The 17,667-nt window shown below is 36.1% G+C and carries 16 protein-coding genes; 1 reads left to right on the top strand and 15 read right to left on the bottom strand.

The annotated features are described in order from the left end of the window. Positions 1-31: 31 nt before the first annotated feature. The 12 genes from gmd to G9Q29_RS13175 all read right to left on the bottom strand — a co-directional run bounded on the left by gmd (position 32) and on the right by G9Q29_RS13175 (position 13,555). Complete coding sequence (gene gmd, locus G9Q29_RS13230) at positions 32-1,165, bottom strand: GDP-mannose 4,6-dehydratase (RefSeq protein WP_166138243.1); 1,134 nt, start codon at positions 1,163-1,165, stop codon at positions 32-34. 51 nt (positions 1,166-1,216) lie between these two features. Next, complete coding sequence (locus tag G9Q29_RS13225; protein WP_166138241.1) at positions 1,217-2,167, bottom strand: GDP-L-fucose synthase family protein; 951 nt, start codon at positions 2,165-2,167, stop codon at positions 1,217-1,219. Further along, positions 2,167-3,174: a mannose-1-phosphate guanylyltransferase gene (locus tag G9Q29_RS13220; protein WP_166138238.1), complete on the bottom strand. Its 1,008-nt coding sequence runs from the start codon at positions 3,172-3,174 to the stop codon at positions 2,167-2,169. Before G9Q29_RS13220 ends, G9Q29_RS13225 begins: the two co-directional genes overlap by 1 nt. Positions 3,175-3,224: 50 nt before the next feature. Further along, on the bottom strand, positions 3,225-4,508 hold the full coding sequence (locus G9Q29_RS13215; protein ID WP_166138235.1) for a nucleotide sugar dehydrogenase: 1,284 nt from the start codon (positions 4,506-4,508) through the stop codon (positions 3,225-3,227). Between the two features lie 459 nt (positions 4,509-4,967). Beyond that, positions 4,968-6,014 carry a dTDP-glucose 4,6-dehydratase gene (gene rfbB, locus G9Q29_RS13210; protein ID WP_166138232.1) on the bottom strand — a complete coding sequence of 349 codons (1,047 nt, stop codon included), beginning with the start codon at positions 6,012-6,014 and terminating at the stop codon, positions 4,968-4,970. An 88-nt stretch (positions 6,015-6,102) separates the two neighbouring features. Then, complete coding sequence (locus tag G9Q29_RS13205; RefSeq protein WP_166138229.1) at positions 6,103-6,573, bottom strand: UpxY family transcription antiterminator; 471 nt, start codon at positions 6,571-6,573, stop codon at positions 6,103-6,105. 53 nt (positions 6,574-6,626) lie between these two features. Beyond that, positions 6,627-8,018 (bottom strand): UDP-glucose 6-dehydrogenase, encoded by a 1,392-nt coding sequence (locus tag G9Q29_RS13200; protein WP_166138227.1) that lies wholly within the window; start codon positions 8,016-8,018, stop codon positions 6,627-6,629. A gap of 70 nt (positions 8,019-8,088) precedes the next feature. After that, positions 8,089-9,090: an SDR family oxidoreductase gene (locus G9Q29_RS13195; RefSeq protein ID WP_166138224.1), complete on the bottom strand. Its 1,002-nt coding sequence runs from the start codon at positions 9,088-9,090 to the stop codon at positions 8,089-8,091. Positions 9,091-9,101: 11 nt separating this feature from the next. Beyond that, positions 9,102-11,564 carry a polysaccharide biosynthesis tyrosine autokinase gene (locus G9Q29_RS13190; RefSeq protein ID WP_166138221.1) on the bottom strand — a complete coding sequence of 821 codons (2,463 nt, stop codon included), beginning with the start codon at positions 11,562-11,564 and terminating at the stop codon, positions 9,102-9,104. 15 nt (positions 11,565-11,579) lie between these two features. After that, a complete protein-coding gene (locus G9Q29_RS13185) occupies positions 11,580-12,371 on the bottom strand; it encodes a polysaccharide biosynthesis/export family protein (RefSeq protein ID WP_166138218.1) in 792 nt (263 codons plus the stop codon). 72 nt (positions 12,372-12,443) lie between these two features. After that, positions 12,444-13,064 carry a recombination mediator RecR gene (gene recR, locus G9Q29_RS13180; protein ID WP_166138321.1) on the bottom strand — a complete coding sequence of 207 codons (621 nt, stop codon included), beginning with the start codon at positions 13,062-13,064 and terminating at the stop codon, positions 12,444-12,446. Between the two features lie 122 nt (positions 13,065-13,186). After that, a complete protein-coding gene (locus G9Q29_RS13175; protein ID WP_166138215.1) occupies positions 13,187-13,555 on the bottom strand; it encodes a CoA-binding protein in 369 nt (122 codons plus the stop codon). 144 nt (positions 13,556-13,699) lie between these two features. Between G9Q29_RS13175 and G9Q29_RS13170 the strand changes: the two genes are divergently transcribed. After that, on the top strand, positions 13,700-14,329 hold the full coding sequence (locus G9Q29_RS13170) for a MarC family NAAT transporter (protein ID WP_166138212.1): 630 nt from the start codon (positions 13,700-13,702) through the stop codon (positions 14,327-14,329). A gap of 58 nt (positions 14,330-14,387) precedes the next feature. Here G9Q29_RS13170 and ctlX read toward each other — a convergent pair whose 3' ends face one another. From ctlX to G9Q29_RS13155, 3 genes are all read right to left on the bottom strand, one after another. Next, entirely contained in the window at positions 14,388-15,323 is a 936-nt protein-coding gene (gene ctlX, locus G9Q29_RS13165; RefSeq protein WP_166138209.1) for a citrulline utilization hydrolase CtlX, read from the bottom strand. Positions 15,324-15,390: 67 nt separating this feature from the next. Then, on the bottom strand, positions 15,391-16,305 hold the full coding sequence (locus G9Q29_RS13160) for a dimethylarginine dimethylaminohydrolase family protein (protein WP_166138206.1): 915 nt from the start codon (positions 16,303-16,305) through the stop codon (positions 15,391-15,393). 65 nt (positions 16,306-16,370) lie between these two features. Then, the gene (locus tag G9Q29_RS13155; RefSeq protein WP_166138203.1) at positions 16,371-17,654 is read right to left on the bottom strand and encodes a citrate synthase; all 1,284 of its coding nucleotides are present in this window, start codon (positions 17,652-17,654) and stop codon (positions 16,371-16,373) included. Positions 17,655-17,667: the final 13 nt, after the last annotated feature.

The following is a 17,667-nucleotide window of genomic DNA, read 5'->3' as shown; positions in this document are numbered from 1 at the left end:
GTTTTTTTCAATTATTAGTAAATAGTCAGGATTAATCGAAGGCTGTGTCAGCACGACTAACGTTCAGCTGCAACTCTTGTTGAAACAAAAGCACATCAGCAGCCACCATTTCTTGAACCAAACTGGCAAGTGTATATTTAGGTTTCCATCCTAATTGTTGTTGTGCTTTTGTGGGGTCGCCCAAAAGTAAATCAACTTCGGTTGGTCTAAAATAAGTGGGATCTACACGCACCACGACTGTTCCTATTACTAATTTATTTTGGTTTTTTGTTTGAATTGCTTGCAAACGGTCGGCATCAATTGCAGCTACAACCCCAATCTCGTCAACTCCTTCGCCTTCAAAACGCAGGTGATAACCTACCTCAGCAAAAGCCATTTGTACAAAGTCGCGCACCTTGGTTGTAATTCCGGTAGCGATCACAAAATCTTCTGGTTTTTCTTGTTGCAAAATGCGCCACATGGCCTCTACATAATCTTTCGCATGACCCCAATCGCGCTGCGCGTCTAAATTACCCATGTATAAAATGTCTTGCTGACCTAAAGCAATTTGTGCCACGGCGCGTGTAATTTTACGGGTAACGAAAGTCTCGCCACGCAAAGGTGATTCGTGATTGAATAAAATACCATTACAAGCAAACATTCCGTAAGCCTCTCTGTAATTTACAGTAATCCAATAGGCATATATTTTAGCAACCGCATAAGGCGAACGTGGGTAAAAAGGTGTCGTCTCAGATTGTGGTACCGCTTGTACCAATCCGTACAATTCAGAAGTACTAGCTTGATAAATTCGGGTTTTTTTCTCTAAGCCCAATAAACGTACCGCTTCTAAAATTCGTAGTGTTCCTATTCCATCCGCATTAGCAGTATATTCTGGGATGTCGAAACTCACTTTTACATGACTCATGGCACCCAAATTATAAATCTCATCAGGTTGCGTTTCTTGAATGATTCGCGTAAGATTCATAGAATCAGTCAAATCACCATAATGCAATTTAAAGCGCTGGTTTTTTTCGTGTGGATCTTGATACAAATGATCGATTCGCGTAGTGTTAAACGACGAAGCTCTGCGCTTGATACCGTGAACCATGTATCCCTTATCTAATAAAAGTTCGGCTAGATATGCGCCATCTTGACCTGTAATACCTGTGACTAATGCTACTTTCATTATTGCTATTTTTTAGCAGATTTTATTGTGTCTACCCTTTCGTAAAGGTTTCTAATTATTTCTTTGTTGAACGGTTTCCTGATTGTTAAGATACCATTCGTATGTTTTTTGAATACCTGTTTCGAGGTCAACATGCGCTTTCCATCCCATTTCATTCATTTTCGATACGTCCATCAATTTTCTAGGCGTACCATCTGGTTTGCTAGCATCCCAGGTAATAGTTCCCGTATAACCAACAATTCTTTTAATGGTTTCCGCCAAATCTTTAATAGAAAGATCCGTACCAGTCCCTACATTATAAAATGATTCGGTCATGTTGTTTTCTAATGCAAAAACAACAGCAGCAGCCAAATCGTCTACATATAAAAATTCACGCAAAGGCGTACCACTTCCCCACAATCCCACCGATGGACTGTTATTGATTTTGGCTTCGTGAAATTTACGAATCATCGCAGGTAATACATGTGAGCTATTCAAATCGAAATTATCATAACTCCCATACAAATTTGTTGGCATCAAACTAAAAAAAGCTTTGCCGTATTGTTTCTGAATGGCTTCACAGGCTTTTACTCCTGCTATTTTTGCAATCGCATACCATTCGTTAGTTGGCTCAAGAGAATCGGTAAGTAAGTATTCTTCTTTCAAGGGTTGTGTCGCCATTTTTGGATAGATACAAGAACTCCCTAAAAAAACAAACTGACTCACATTAGAACGCAAGGCAGTGTCAATTAAATTATTTTGAATTTGAAGATTCTGCATTAAAAACTCATAAGGCGCGGTCATATTGGCTAAAATTCCACCTACGCGAGCCGCTGCATCAATTACGATTTCGGGTTGTTCTTCCGAAAAAAATGTTTGAACTGCAATTTGATCACGCAAATCTAAATCAGCACTTGCAGCGCCTATTAAATTGGTATAGCCTTCAACTGTTAAAGCGCGCCAAATAGCACTTCCCACCATTCCTTTGTGACCAGCAATATAAATTTTGCTATTTTTTTCCATTACTGCAAAAGTGCTGGGTTTTCACGTTCCAACGCGTTGTAAATATTTTTCACATCCTGCGAACAATCCTTTTGAAGGATTAAATTAGCCGAATCAGTATGTACAAAAATAGTATTTTTTAAACCTACAAAAGCGGTAAAATTAGTAGTTCCAATAACCATATTCCCATTAGCATCTACAGGATGACCGTTACTGTGCAAATAGTCATAAACCGATTCAAACGAACCTAAATCAGACCATAAAAACTCAGATGTTACCACTTTGATTTTTTTACTGCGTTCCATCACCGCATAATCGATACTGATAGAAGGAATTTCCAAAGAAAGTTCTAAGTCAAGTTGACCAGCTTTATTAGCCTCCCATGCTATTTTTGATTTTTCATAAACCTCAGGGGTGAAAGCCTGTAATTCTGCTAAAAAAACACTCGCTTTAAAACAAAACATACCGCTGTTCCAGAGAAAATTGCCACGTGCAATAAACTCGCGTGCCGTCACTTGATTCGGTTTTTCTCGAAAAGAAAGTACTGTATCTCCTTTTCGCTCAATATACCCATAACCCGTTTCTGGCTTGGTAGGTAAGATTCCGAAGGTTACGATGTGTCCATTAGAAGCTTTTTCAACTGCTTCAGTAATGGCTGCTTCATAGGCTTCAGAGTTTGCTATAATATGATCCGAAGGTGTCACAATTAAAATAGCCTCTGGGTCTGATGCAAAAGCAGCAAAAGCAATTGCTGCTGCAGTATTTCGTGGTGTAGCCTCTACAATATCAATATAAGAAGTTCCTACTTTATCTAAAACATTTTTACTTAGATGGCAGTTATCTATATTACCAACCACCATAATTTGATTTGCTAAATTGCGGTTGCGCTCGACCGTCATTTCGAATAACGACTTGCCTTCAAATAACTCTAAATATTGTTTGGGCTGGCTTTTTCGGGATAAAGGCCATAACCTGCTTCCTACTCCTCCAGTTAAAATCACATGTGTGACAGTTGATTTATTTTCCATAGTTATGTAACTATTATTTGTATAATCGCTTTTAACAAAAACGAATTGTTTTATAATTTTCCGTCAGCTGCAGTGCCTAAAACACCTTTCACATCATACAACACGCTGTTTTCTTTTTGCAGCTGTGCATACTCAATAGGAATAAATTCGCGATGTGCTACTCCCAAAACAACGGCATCAAATTTATTGTCAGGCAGTGTTCTAGTAGTTGTTAGCTGGTATTCGTGTTGCACTTCGATTGGATCTGCTAGCGGATCATAAATGGTGATTGCAATGCCATAATCAGCAAGAGCCTTGACAACATCTACAATTTTAGTATTACGTACATCGGGACAGTTTTCTTTAAAGGTAATACCTAATAGCAATAATTGGGAGCCATGAACTGTTATTTCTTTCTTAATCATCAATTTAACAATTTGTGAGGCTACGTAATCGCCCATACTATCGTTAAGTCTACGACCCGCTAAAATAATTTCAGGATGATAACCAAATTCTTGTGCTCTTTGAGCTAAGTAATACGGATCAACACCAATACAGTGACCTCCGACTAAGCCTGGTTTAAAGGGTAAAAAATTCCACTTTGTTCCCGCTGCCTCTAACACGGCCTGCGTATCAATTTGCATTAAATTAAAAATTTTAGCCAGCTCATTTACAAAAGCAATATTGATGTCTCGTTGAGAGTTTTCTATCACTTTGGCCGCTTCGGCTACTTTAATAGTTGGAGCCAGATGCGTTCCTGCGGTAATGACACTTTTGTACAAAGCATCTACCTTGAGACCAATTTCTGGCGTGGATCCCGAAGTAATTTTAAGGATCTTATCAACTGTATGCTCTTTGTCTCCGGGATTAATGCGTTCAGGTGAATACCCCACAAAAAAATCGACATTAAATTTCAATCCTGAATGTTTTTCTAAAACTGGTACACACTCCTCCTCAGTAGCTCCCGGAAAAACTGTAGATTCATATACTACAATATCTCCTTTTTTGAGCATTTTACCAACCGTTGCGCTCGAGGCGTATAAAGGTCGTAAATCGGGTCTGTTATTTTTATCTACTGGTGTTGGTACAGTAATCACATAATAATTACAAGCTTCCAAAAAGGAATCATCTGTGGTACAATACAATCCCACTTGATCTGACGCATTTGTCAACAATACTTCTTGAAGCGCACTGTTCGAAACTTCTAAAGTAGTATCAATACCTGATTGCAACGCATCTACTCGACTTTGATTAATATCAAAACCAACCACACTGTATTTTGTAGCAAATAGTCTGGCGAGCGGTAAGCCTACGTAACCCAATCCTATTACTGCAATTTTTATTGGTGAACCCATGCTATTTAATTGTATTTGTAAAAAAGTAAAATACTTTTGATGAAATGTGTCGCTATATTGTTTCTAAAACAGCAGCTTGATTATCTATGGGATATTTTTACAAACAGTCACCGTAATTAAAAAACCAAATTGCATACTTCTTAACAAAAGAACTAAACAAGCTGTTTATCAATACAATTACTACTGTTTCGACCCTGTCTAGTTCACAAAAGAGCACCGCTTCGCAATCCTTACTCCCATTGAAAGGAATAAGAATTGTTTGTTTCAGAGAGCAAATATAGCTAGAATAGCCCATTTAAAGATAGACTTATTGATATTTGATAGTAAAAAAAGACTTCACTTTAAAAAAAATACAACTCATATACTTCTTCAACAAAAACTAAAAAGGGTTGATTTTTTTAAAGTTTTCAAACCTTAAAAAAACCAACCCTTCTAGGATATTTAAAAAGAACTACTTATCTATTTGTATTGTTTTTCGTAATAAGAAGCATAATCACCCGAAGTGACACTTTGCAACCACTGTTCATTTTCTAAGTACCAATTTACCGTTTGCTCTAAACCTTGTTCAAAAGTCACTGACGGCTCCCAACCTAATTCTTTATTAATTTTGGAAGCATCAATTGCATAGCGTAAATCATGTCCTGGTCTGTCTTTTACATAAGTAATCAAGCCTTCAGAAGTACCTTCTGCTCTGCCTAATTTTCGATCCATAATGGTACACAACAAGCGTACTAAATCAATATTTTTCCACTCATTAAAACCACCTATATTGTATGTTTCGTGATTTTTACCTTGGTGAAAAACAAGATCAATTGCTCGGGCGTGATCCACCACAAATAACCAATCACGGGTATAATTACCATCACCATAAACAGGTAAAGGTTTGTTATTAATGATGTTATTAATAAACAACGGAATCAACTTTTCAGGAAAATGATTCGGGCCGTAGTTATTAGAACAATTGGTTAACACATAAGGCAATTGATAGGTTTCGCCATAGGCACGAACAAAATGGTCTGAACTTGCTTTACTGGCACTATAAGGTGAGTTTGGATCGTAGGCTGTACTTTCAGTAAACAATCCTTCTGCTCCTAATGATCCGTATACCTCATCGGTACTGATGTGATAAAAACGCTTGCCTTCTTGGTTATTCGCCCATTGCTTACGAGCAGCGTTTAATAAGTGAACAGTACCAAAGACATTCGTTTTTACAAAAGAAAGCGGATCTGTAATAGAACGATCTACATGCGATTCAGCAGCTAGATGTATCACTCCATCAAATTGATGTTCCTCGAACAAAGAGTTTACAAAAGTTTCATCGGCAATATCTCCTTTTACAAAATTGTAATTCGGTGATTTTTCAATATCAGACAAATTTTCTAAATTTCCGGCATAGGTCAAAGCATCTAAATTATAAATATCATATTGAGGATATTGGTTAACGAACAAGCGCACCACATGCGACCCAATAAAACCAGCTCCTCCTGTTATTAAAATTTTCTTCATTTCTTCTTAATTCTTATGTTTTGAATAGGACTTTTTAAGGACCACATTTAACTTGATTTTTGCTAAAACTCCTTCTGACGCTAGAGCATTATTGATTGTGAATTTTCATTTTTAAAACACACCCCATACCTTCGAGCACTAAAACATAGTGTGTGTTTTTAATGTCTTGAACCACCGCGCTTTGCGCCGTAAATGGCCCTGTTGGCACTTGAATACAATCTCCAATCTGATGCTGTGTCAGCGTTACTTCATTGTCTTTTGCAACTTGTAACCAATTTTGGATCGTTTCTATTTCCTCGTTTCGAACAATCGCTGGCTTGCCCAACCAAAATAAATATCTTACCACGCCAGGCACATCAAACACCAAGTGACGATTTTCTTCTGACAATTGTACGAAAACGTACGAATTAAAAAGAGGAATTTCTACCTTCTTTTTTCGGTCAGACCATTGCCTACTCTGAACAACAACCGGGCAATAGCAATTTATATCTCTATTTTGCAATTGCAAAGATACTTTCTTTTCTCCTTTCGGTTTTGTATATACTACATACCAATTCATGTGTAAATATAATTTATGCCAATGAAGCTTTGTGCGGCTAGTTAGCTTTTTACTTATGAACCAATCGATTGATAAACAAAACCAATAGTACGCAATTGCTCTTCGTCTAGTAAATTTCTACCATCAAAGATAAAAGCCGGTTTTTGCATGTTATCATAAATTTGTTGCCAATCGTAGTGAATAAACTCATCCCACTCCGTTAAAACTGCAATAGCATGTGCATTTTTACACGCTTCATAAGGATTTTCAAATGAATTCACATAGGCTGCATTTTGATCTGCAGTTCTAGTTTCTAAATAATTCAAATCGTTTAAAACCTTTATAGCTGATACTTTTGGATCAAAAACTGCGATTTGCGCATGCTCATTAATCAAATCGTCTGCCACGTAAATTGCAGCTGATTCTCTCGTGTCATTTGTATCTTTTTTGAAAGCCCAACCTAAAAATGCAATTTTTTTATCTGAAACCGTATTATACAAGGTTTGAACAATTCGGCTTGAAAAGCGTCTTTTTTGATGATCGTTCATGATAATCACTTGTTCCCAATAGTCTGCCACTTCGTGTAAACCATACGACTTGGCAATGTACACCAAATTAAGAATGTCTTTTTGAAAACAAGATCCTCCAAAACCAACTGAAGCTTTCAAGAATTTTGGACCAATTCGACTATCCATACCAATAGCCTTTGCTACTTCATTAATGGAAGCACCTGTTTTTTCACAGAGTTCAGACATGGCATTAACAGAAGAAATACGTTGTGCTAAAAAAGCATTCGCTGTAAGTTTCGAAAGTTCTGATGACCACACATTTGTTGTAAGAATTTGCTCTGTAGGAACCCAATTTGCATACACTTCTACTAGCGCATCAATAGCTTTTTGCCCCTCAGAAGTGGTGTCGCCACCAATCAAAATACGATCTGGTTGCAATAAATCTTGAACTGCAGTACCCTCTGCCAAAAACTCAGGATTAGATAAAATCTGAAACTGAACACCATTTCCTGTGTGGTCTAAAATGCTCTTAATAGCTTCGGCAGTGCGAACTGGTAGTGTTGATTTTTCAACCACTATTTTATTATCCTTTGCTACCCTAGCTATTTGTCTGGCGCAAAGCTCAATATATTTCAAATCGGCTGCCATACCTTTGCCTTTTCCGTAGGTTTTGGTTGGCGTATTTACAGAAATAAAAATCAGTTGCGCCTCTTCGATAGCTTTATCAACATCAGTAGAAAAAAATAAATTTCTACCTCTTGCCTCGGCAACAATTGCATCTAATCCAGGCTCATAAATTGGTATGTTTTTAGTATCGGGATCATTCCAGGCAGCAATGCGCTCCTGATTTAAATCAACAACCGTAACCTGAATGTGGGGACATTTTTGGGCTATAACTGCCATAGTAGGCCCTCCTACGTATCCAGCTCCAATACAACATATTTTAGTAACTTTCATTTTCTTTATTTTGTAACATTTAAATCCCTCATTTACTCGAATCTTTCTTTTGATGGGATTACTTGAATAACTATTTTATTTTTGCAGATTTTTGCAGATTTTTCCAATACCAATCTACTGCTTCTTTTAAGCCTTTTTCTAAATTAAATTGAGGGTTATAACCAAGGAACTCTTTCGCTTTATCAATACTTGCTAATGAATGTGGAATATCACCCAATCTTTCAGGACCGTACTGTATTTGTACATTGGCTATTTCGGGATCGTAAGTACTTAAATATCTTTTTAAATATTCTACCAAATCATTTAACGTATTGCGATCACCAAAAGCAGTATTATAAACCGTGTTGATAGCTTCAGGATTTTGGCTAAGCATGGCCAGTTCATTCATTTGAATTACATTATCGATATAGGTAAAATCCCGAGAATATGTTCCATCACCATTAATTATCGGGCTCTCGTGTCGGATTAACTGCTGCACGAATTTTGGAATAACGGCCGCATAAGCACCATTAGGATCTTGTTTTCGTCCAAAAACATTAAAATATCGTAATCCGATGGTTTCTAAACCATAAGTACGACTAAAAATAGTGGCGTACAATTCATTCACATATTTTGTAATTGCGTACGGCGATAAAGGCTGTCCAATCGCTTCTTCAACTTTTGGTAAAGCAGTCGAATCTCCATAAGTAGAAGAACTAGCTGCATAAACAAAACGTTTTACTTTTGCATCACGCGCGGCAACCAGCATGTTTAAAAAGCCACTAACATTTACCTCATTAGTTGTCACAGGATCGTTAATTGATCTTGGTACCGATCCAAAAGCTGCTTGATGCAATACATAATTTACTCCTTGAACTGCAGCATTACAATCTGCAGGGTTTCGAATATCTCCTTCTAATAAAGTGAAATTAGGATTATCTAAACAGGCTACTAAATTATGCCTGTGTCCTGTTGCAAAATTATCTAAACAACCCACCTTGTAATCCTTGCGCAAAAAATACTCACAAAGGTTGGATCCTATAAATCCTGCACCGCCAGTGATCAGTATGCTTTCTTGTTGTTGCTGATTCATAATTAGCGGATTTATTTTTTGCCTTTTTTCAATATTCTTTGAGCTACCTTTTGGTAAACACTTTTCTTTTTCTCCTCTTCATAATATCCATTGCCATAGTTGCCATAGCCGTAACCGTAGCCATAACCATAACCCGTACCATATTTTGCTTTGTTTTCGAGACCGTTGAGAACAATACTAGCATTTGTCAACTCACCGCGTTTTACTCGGTTATTCAGCAATGAGATCATTTCTTTTTTGGTATAATTTTGACGAACGATATATAAAGTAACATCACAAAATTGTGCCAACTCTAAAGCATCCGAAACCAATCCAACAGGAGGTGTATCAAGTACAATGTAGTCGTACTCTTTTTTTAATGATTCAATTAAATCTTTCATACCCTGACTCATAATCATCTCACTTGGGTTAGGTGGTACTGGACCTGACAAAATCACATCAAGGTAAGGAATATGTGTTTTATTAATTATTTCGGGAATGGTTTTTTGACCAATTAAGTAGTTTACCACACCTACTTCGTTAGTTAAATTAAATTCACTTGCCAGTTTTGGCTTTCGTAAATCCAAACCAATAACAACCGTTTTTTTCTCGCTTAGCGCAAATACAGTAGCAATATTTATCGAACAAAACGTTTTTCCTTCTCCACTGACTGAAGAGGTAATCATCAAGGTTTTGGCTCCATTGAGATTTTGTTGCTTGTATAAAAACTGCAAAGAAGAACGGATCGCTCTAAACGACTCGGATAAAGCTGATTTAGGCCTATCAAATACCGCTAAATTGCTTATATCTCTATTAACACCAATGATTCCGATTAATGGAATTTTGGTCAACTTACTAATATCTTCACTGTTTTGAACCGAATTATTGATAAAGAAAATAATGAATACAAATATCAACGGAATCAATAATCCTAAAAAGAGTGCTAGAACATAATTCACCGAAGTTTTAGGACCAATTAATCCTCCACCTATATCCTTAGCGGGATCAATAAAATGCACATCAGATAAATTAGCTGCTTTAACGATATCAGCTTCACTTCTTTTTTGTAAAAAAGTATTGTAGATATTGTCGCTTAAGTCATATTTTCTTTTGATTTTTATGAGTTCTTGCTGATCTTCAGGAAGTGCTTTTATTGTACTTTCTGTCTCACTTATTTGGCTATTAACAATAGATAAATCATATTGCAGCGCTGATTTTGCAGTAGCAATATTTTCTAGCAAAACATTTTTTATGGCCTCCATTTGATTGTCAAAATCCTGAAAAATCTTTTCACTTTTAACAGCGTAAGCCATTTCTGATCGTTGGGTAGATAATGCAATTAATCGAGAGACATTTGCCACAATGTTGGGATCATCAATACCTGCTACTGAAGGCGCTGGAAGTTTGGCGTAATTAACACTACTTTTTAGATACGATTTTAAAGAGTTGTAATACGCTAGCTTTCGGTTTACTTCATCTCTTTTTAGATCAAACTCTGAAATTTTTTCCGAAAACTTGGCACCGCCATCTTCCACATCAAACATGTTTTTGCCTTTTCGGAACGATTTGAGTTCATTTCCAGTTTCTTTGAGCTGTGCTTCCATTGCTATCAAAGTACTATCAATAAAAGCGATCGTATTGGTGGCAAAACGATTTTTATCGTCAAGCTGCCTACTAATCAACATTTTGACAGTAGCATTGAGATACTCTACCATTCGAGCCTTATTAGTTCCTTGCATACTCAATGTAATGATTGAACTGCTTCTTTCGTTAGACTGTACATTGATTCCTTTGTAGCCAGAAACGGTTCCGTCAAAATCATTAAATCGCACAAAATATTCATTGCCTACATACAGACCAGGATTTTCTTTGATTTCTAACTTCCAATTTAAAAATGGTAAATTGACTTGTTGGCCTACTTTGTATCGCTTAACAAATTCTCCTGCTTGCACGGCCGTGCTGCTGTAGGTGTTATTTGCATAAGTAATCATTGAAGCGTTAGTACCTTCAAAAGGAATGCGAATTTCGTAAACACTTTCAGAAATAAATTTTATAGCAATATTGGGTCCAGCCAATTGACCTTTTGACTTATCAATATTTACATAAAAAGGCGTTGCACCGTAAGCATCTATTAAATTGTATTCGCCTTGCGTTAAGTAACTTATGTAAAATTGCAATTTATCAACTACAAGTTCATTATGAGATCGAGACTGTAAAGTCGTAGCAATAGTTTGAACTTGATCTGATGTTCCACCCCACATGAAAGTTAAACTAGTGTTAGAGGTGAATAAAGGATTATTTTCTTCTTTAATTGAAATAATGGTTTCCATCCCGTAAATTTTTTCTTTTCGAATATTTACTTGATGGGCAACAGTAAAAGTAATTAGCAAACTGATTAAAAACCACTTCCAATAACTTCCAATTTTTATTAGAAAACCTTTGAAATCAAAACTAACTTGATTTTCAAAAATCGCAAAATCCTTTATATCTAGCATGCTGTTGTTGTGGTATTAATTTTTAAGTAATAAGAAAGTAGTGGTAGCCAATGAGAGTAGGGTAATTATAGTTCCTAACGACTCAATACCTGTTTTCCCGGTTCCCCAAGTTTTTTGTTTCAACGGCTTGATATAAATATAATCATTGGGTTGTAAGTAATAATAAGGCGAATTCATGACATTGATATTCGTAAGATCTATATCGCCTATTTGAACACCTGTAGGCGTTTTACGAATAACCGTTACCGCTTTCCTGTCACCTGTTATGGTAATATCACCTGCATTGGCGATAGCCTCCATGATATTAACCTGCTCCTGAAAAATAGTTTTTGTACCAGGACCACCAATTTCGCCATTAATGGTAAAGCGGAGTCCAGCCAACTTCACTGAAACAAATAAATTGGCTTCTTTATTAAAATATTCTGCTAACAATTGTTTTTCAATGCGTACTCTAATTTCCTCGAGCGTATAACCAATTACATTCATCTCTCCTAAAACAGGAATACGAATATTGCCATGATCATCTACGGTAAAACCATCAAAATACAATCCAGCCTCGGATTGACTTGCCGCTGATCCATCAGCTGTAGTACTAAAGATTGTAGCTAATTTGGGATCGATAGTTTTTATACTTAACCGAATAACATCATTTACTTGCAAGCGATAAGGTTTTCCCTCTACGGCAGTAATTTGTGATGCAGGGGTTGTTTTGTCTTTTTGCTGTAAGTAAATTAAATCTTGGGTCGATATACAAGAAGTAAACATGATACTAACAACAAACAACAAGTAGAGGGCAGATTTGCTCATTATATTTTATTTTTTAACACAAATATAGCTTTTCATTAGAATATAAAAAGCGTCTTTTAGGTAATTAAGAATCTAATTATTTTTTAATGATTTTTCAAAAGGAACACGATATAAAATACTCCGTCCTAAGGTAACTTCATCTGCATACTCCAACTCATCTCCAACTGAAATTCCTCTTGCAATTGTTGAAACAATGATATCACAGTCGGCTATTTGCTTGTAGATAAAAAAATTAGTTGTATCCCCTTCCATTGTTGAACTTAAGGCAAAGATAATTTCGCTAACCAAACCTTCTTTTACTTTATTTACAAGCGAACTAATATTCAACTGACTAGGCCCTACCCCATCAATTGGAGATATTTTACCTCCTAAAACGTGATAAATACCTCTAAATTGTCCTGTATTTTCAATAGCCATAACATCACGTATGTCTTCGACTACACAAATGAGTTGATGATTTCGATTACTATTGGAACAAATTTCACAAACCGATTGATCTGAAATATTATGACAACTCTCACAGTACTGAATATCCTCACGCATAGACAACAACGCCTGCGATAAAAAAACGGTTTGATCTTTGGGTTGTTTTAGCAAATGCAAAGCCAATCGCAGTGCCGTTCGCTTACCAATACCGGGCAATTGTGAAATTTCATTAACTGCTTTTTCTATTAATTTTGAAGAGAATTCCATAGCCACAAAGATAGCAATTTGTTTGCTTTTAATGTGCATCACAGTTCCAGCATCCGCTTAGCGCCGATAAACGTATAGCAAATACTTTGCAATTTACACTATACAAATAGAGCTTCGAATCATTAAAATTGATTTGTAGCCAATAGCACCAAAGTACAAGCTACTTCTACTTTTATTCCGTTTAACTCTAGCAACTGATAAAATTCTGGATTTTCAGTTCCAGGATTAAAAATAACTCGTTTTGGTTTCGCCTCAACTATATAATTGTAATAGTCTCTTTGACGAGCGGGATTTAAATATAAACTTACCGTATCAATATTTTTTAAAGGAATTGCCTTAGTTTGAATTTTTATTCCTGCTACTTCGCCTGCATTTTGCCCTACCGCTAATACTGAATGTCCTTTATCTGTTAACATTGTTACTGCTTTAAAAGCATAACGATCTGGTTTTGTACTCGCTCCTAGAACTAATGTTTTTTTATTTTTTGTCATTTTCAAATGGTATAAGCCACAAAAGTACACAAAAAGCGGCTGTAGACAGTCTGCTTTTAAATTTAAGTTTGCCACGCATTTAAAAACATTCCATTAACACTAAAAAACAAAAAAACAGTACTTTTACTTTATAAAATCAAAATTATGGATCTATTCATCTACTTATTTGTTGCCCTATTTTCAGTATTGAACCCTATCGGAACGGTGCCAATTTTTGTTGGACTAACACAAAACGATACCAAAAAAGAGCGTTCTAGAATTTCGCTTTGGACTGCAATTAACGTTTTTATCATTCTAATTGTCTCGTTTTTTATTGGTCAATACGTTTTACTGTTTTTTGGAATCAGCATTGACGCACTTCGAATTGCGGGTGGAATTATCATTGTTAGTTCTGGCTTTTCGTTACTATCGGGTAAATTCACCAAAAAACGAGGAATCAACAAAAAAGTAGAAAATGAAGCTCAAAAACGAAATGATATTGCTTTAACTCCGCTTGCTATTCCAATGCTTGCAGGTCCTGGGTCTATCTCCTTACTAATTGCCTTTTACCAAGAACACAATTCTACACTTGAAATTATAATCTCTTGCTTTGCAATTTTAGCGATTGCGGTGGTCATTTTTATAATTCTACGCAGCGCGCATTACTTAGCAAATTTTCTTGGAGCATCCGGTATTGTTGCTATTTCAAGAATTATTGGCTTTATTGTAATCGCTATTGGAATTCAATATATCGTTAGTGCGATTATCAATATTATAAAAAGCAACTTAGTGTAATAAAAAAGGGATTCGCTTTTTTAACAGCCAATCCCTTTTTTTATATGATTTTATATAGTTACTCTTTTGGCAAAAAAACCTCTGCCATCATACATCGGGCACTTCCTCCGCCACAGGCTTCAATTGTATCTAAACTAGAACTCAAAATTTCTGCATGTTTTTCTAATTGAGCAATTTGTTTTGCAGTCAAGGCTTGGTGCGCAGCAGCACTCATGATCACAAAACGTTTATCATAAGTACCACGCAGTTCTAACATGTTTCCTGCAAAATTATTCATTTGATCTTCTGTAATCAAAATAACATCTTTGCCACTTTCTTTTAGATTGTCTAAAACCATTTTGCGCTCTTTCTTATCATCGATACAATCAGCACAAATGACTGCAAAAGTTTCACCAATACACATCATAACATTAGTATGATAGATCAATTTACGCTCTTCACCAACAGTTTGATAGGCTTCAAAAATAACAGGAGCAAAATCATAATCCTCGCAAAACTCGATAAACAATTCCTCATCAGCTCTCGGAGAAAGCGCACAATATGCTTTTCCGTTTGTACGATCTAATACAATGCTTCCGGTTCCTTCTAGGAAAAAGCCATCTTCTTCTGCTGATGTGTAATCCATGACCTCTTGAATTACGAATCCTTTATCTTCTAGCACATCAAATAAATCTTCGCGGCGTTCTAAACGACGATTTTCAGCAAACATGGGATACATAACTACATCACCATTTTCATGGAAAGAAATCCAGTTGTTTGGAAAAATACTATCTGGTGTATCAGGACTCAGCGTGTCTTCGACCACAGTAACGTCAATTCCTACGGCTTGTAACTTTTCTACAAAAGCATCAAACTCTTGTTGCGCTTTTGCATTAACTGTCGCTGGCAACAAGCCATCGATTACTTTTTGATAATAATTATTGACAGCTGTTTGTTCGTTCATTCGGAATGCCACCGGACGAATCATTACTATGGAATTGGTAGTTTGTTTCATATATCTTATTTTAAAGTCCGTCAGTTCAAAATGTTCTTTTACAAACATTGAACATTGAAACCATTATTTATTCTCTAATTAGAGGCAAAGTTGAACAACGTAATAGTCCTTCTTGTTTGGCAATTTCAGCATATGGAATTTCTTCAACGATAAAATCATGTGAACGCAGCCAATTGTTTAATCGTGTAAAATTACGTTCAGAAACTACTACTTTTTCATCAATTGAAAAAATATTTGAATTCATGTGGTACATTTCGTCTCTTGTGATGTGAAAAAGATTTTCTTTTCCAAAAAGATCAACCAAAAAAACATAGTCTGCTTCTTCTCTGAAACCATTTTTGTAGATAATCCCTTTGTCTTTCCCAACAGGTTGAAAACAGCAATCAAGATGTAGTGCATTATCTCTAGCTTCTATTTTTGATTTAACTAAATCAAAATCTTTCACTTTTTTATAAGGAAACAAATCCTCAATAAACTGAACACCTAAACCATTGGTGCGAGCAGTAATATAATCTGCATAGTCACTTCCTTTGTATGTCCCGATAAAAATGTAATCATTCCAAAGCATTACATCACCACCCTCAATATGCACTTCTTCGGGAGGACGCACTACTTTTAGCGGATCCATTTGGTCAATGATATAATTTATGGCGTCTAATTCGCGTTCGCGATCGGGTAGAATATTCGACTTTACAAAAACATCATCAATTACAAACCCGATATCTCTGGTAAAAATTTGATTGTAGTTTTCAATACATTCTGGCCTATAAACTTCAACTTCATATTTTTTTAAAACTGCATCAAATGCATTCATTTCTTGAACCATATCTGCTTCGATAGGATAGGTTCCAGCTAAAATATGTTCTAATGATTTGGGATCATAAGCTTCGGCTGCTTTCGGAGTTGGGCCGTTACTCACTGCAGATCCTAAAACTACCGCTCGAAGCCGCGAAGTTTCAGTTTTGATATTTAACTTTAACATGTATTTTTAGCTTTTGGCAAATATAAAAAAAGCTTCACCAATTAGTGAAGCTTTTTAAACTGATTTTATCTTTTATCTGTTGCAACAAATTCTCTCAATGGATGACCAGTATACACTTGTCTTGGACGCCCAATCGGTTCTTTATTTTCGCGCATTTCTTTCCATTGTGCGATCCAACCTGGCAAACGACCAATTGCAAACATAACAGTAAACATGTCAGTAGGAATACCTAATGCTCTATAGATAATTCCTGAATAGAAATCAACATTAGGATATAAGTTTCTTGATTTGAAGTACTCATCTTCAAGAGCTGCTTCTTCTAATTTTTTGGCTATTGCCAAAATAGGATCCTCTACTCCAAGGGTCGCTAATACTTCGTTAGCCGCTTTTTTAATGATTTTAGCACGTGGGTCAAAGTTTTTGTACACTCTATGTCCGAAGCCCATCAAACGGAAAGGATCATTTTTATCTTTGGCTTTAGCCATATACTTATCCGCATCTCCACCGTTTTTGTGAATTTCTTCAAGCATTTCTAAAACAGCTTGATTAGCTCCTCCGTGTAATGGCCCCCAAAGTGCTGAAACGCCTGCAGAGATAGAAGCAAACAAACCAGCGTGTGACGAACCTACCATACGTACTGTAGATGTAGAACAGTTTTGCTCGTGGTCACCATGCAAAATAAATAATTTATCTAATGCATCAATCACTACAGGATTTGCTGAGTAAGGACCTGTTGGTAATTCAAACATCAAACGCATAAAGTTTTCAACGTATCCTTTTGTATTATCGTAATAATTCAACGGATAACCCATACTCTTTCTATATGTCCAAGTAGCAATAACAAGGAATTTACCCATTGTTTTACAAACTGCCTCATACATTTCTTTTTCGTTTTCAACGTTAACCGATTTAGGGTTGAACGCCGTTAATGCACTCGTTAAAGCAGCTAAAACACCCATTGGGTGAGCCGTTTTAGGAAATCCATCAATGATGTTTTTCATTTCCTCATTTACAAGCGTGTATTTGCGAATATCATTTTCAAAATGCGCTAATTGATCGGCAGTTGGAAGTTCTCCAAAAATTAATAGGTAAGATACTTCTAAGAAATCTGCTTTTTCAGCCAAATCTTCAATAGCATATCCTCTATAACGAAGTATTCCTAACTCACCATCCAAAAAGGTAATATCACTCTTGCAAGAGCCTGAGTTTTTATAACCTGGATCGAGTGTGATTACACCTGTTAAATCACGTAATTTGTTCACATCGATGGCCACTTCATTTTCACTACCTACAATTACAGGTAACTCAATTTTTTTTCCATCAATCTCTAATGTTGCTATCTTTGACATAATATAATTGAAA

The sequence above is a fragment of the Flavobacterium turcicum genome, from assembly GCF_011365745.1.
Taxonomy (GTDB): Bacteria; Bacteroidota; Bacteroidia; order Flavobacteriales; family Flavobacteriaceae; genus Flavobacterium; species Flavobacterium turcicum.
This window is presented reverse-complemented; position numbering and strand designations above follow the sequence as displayed.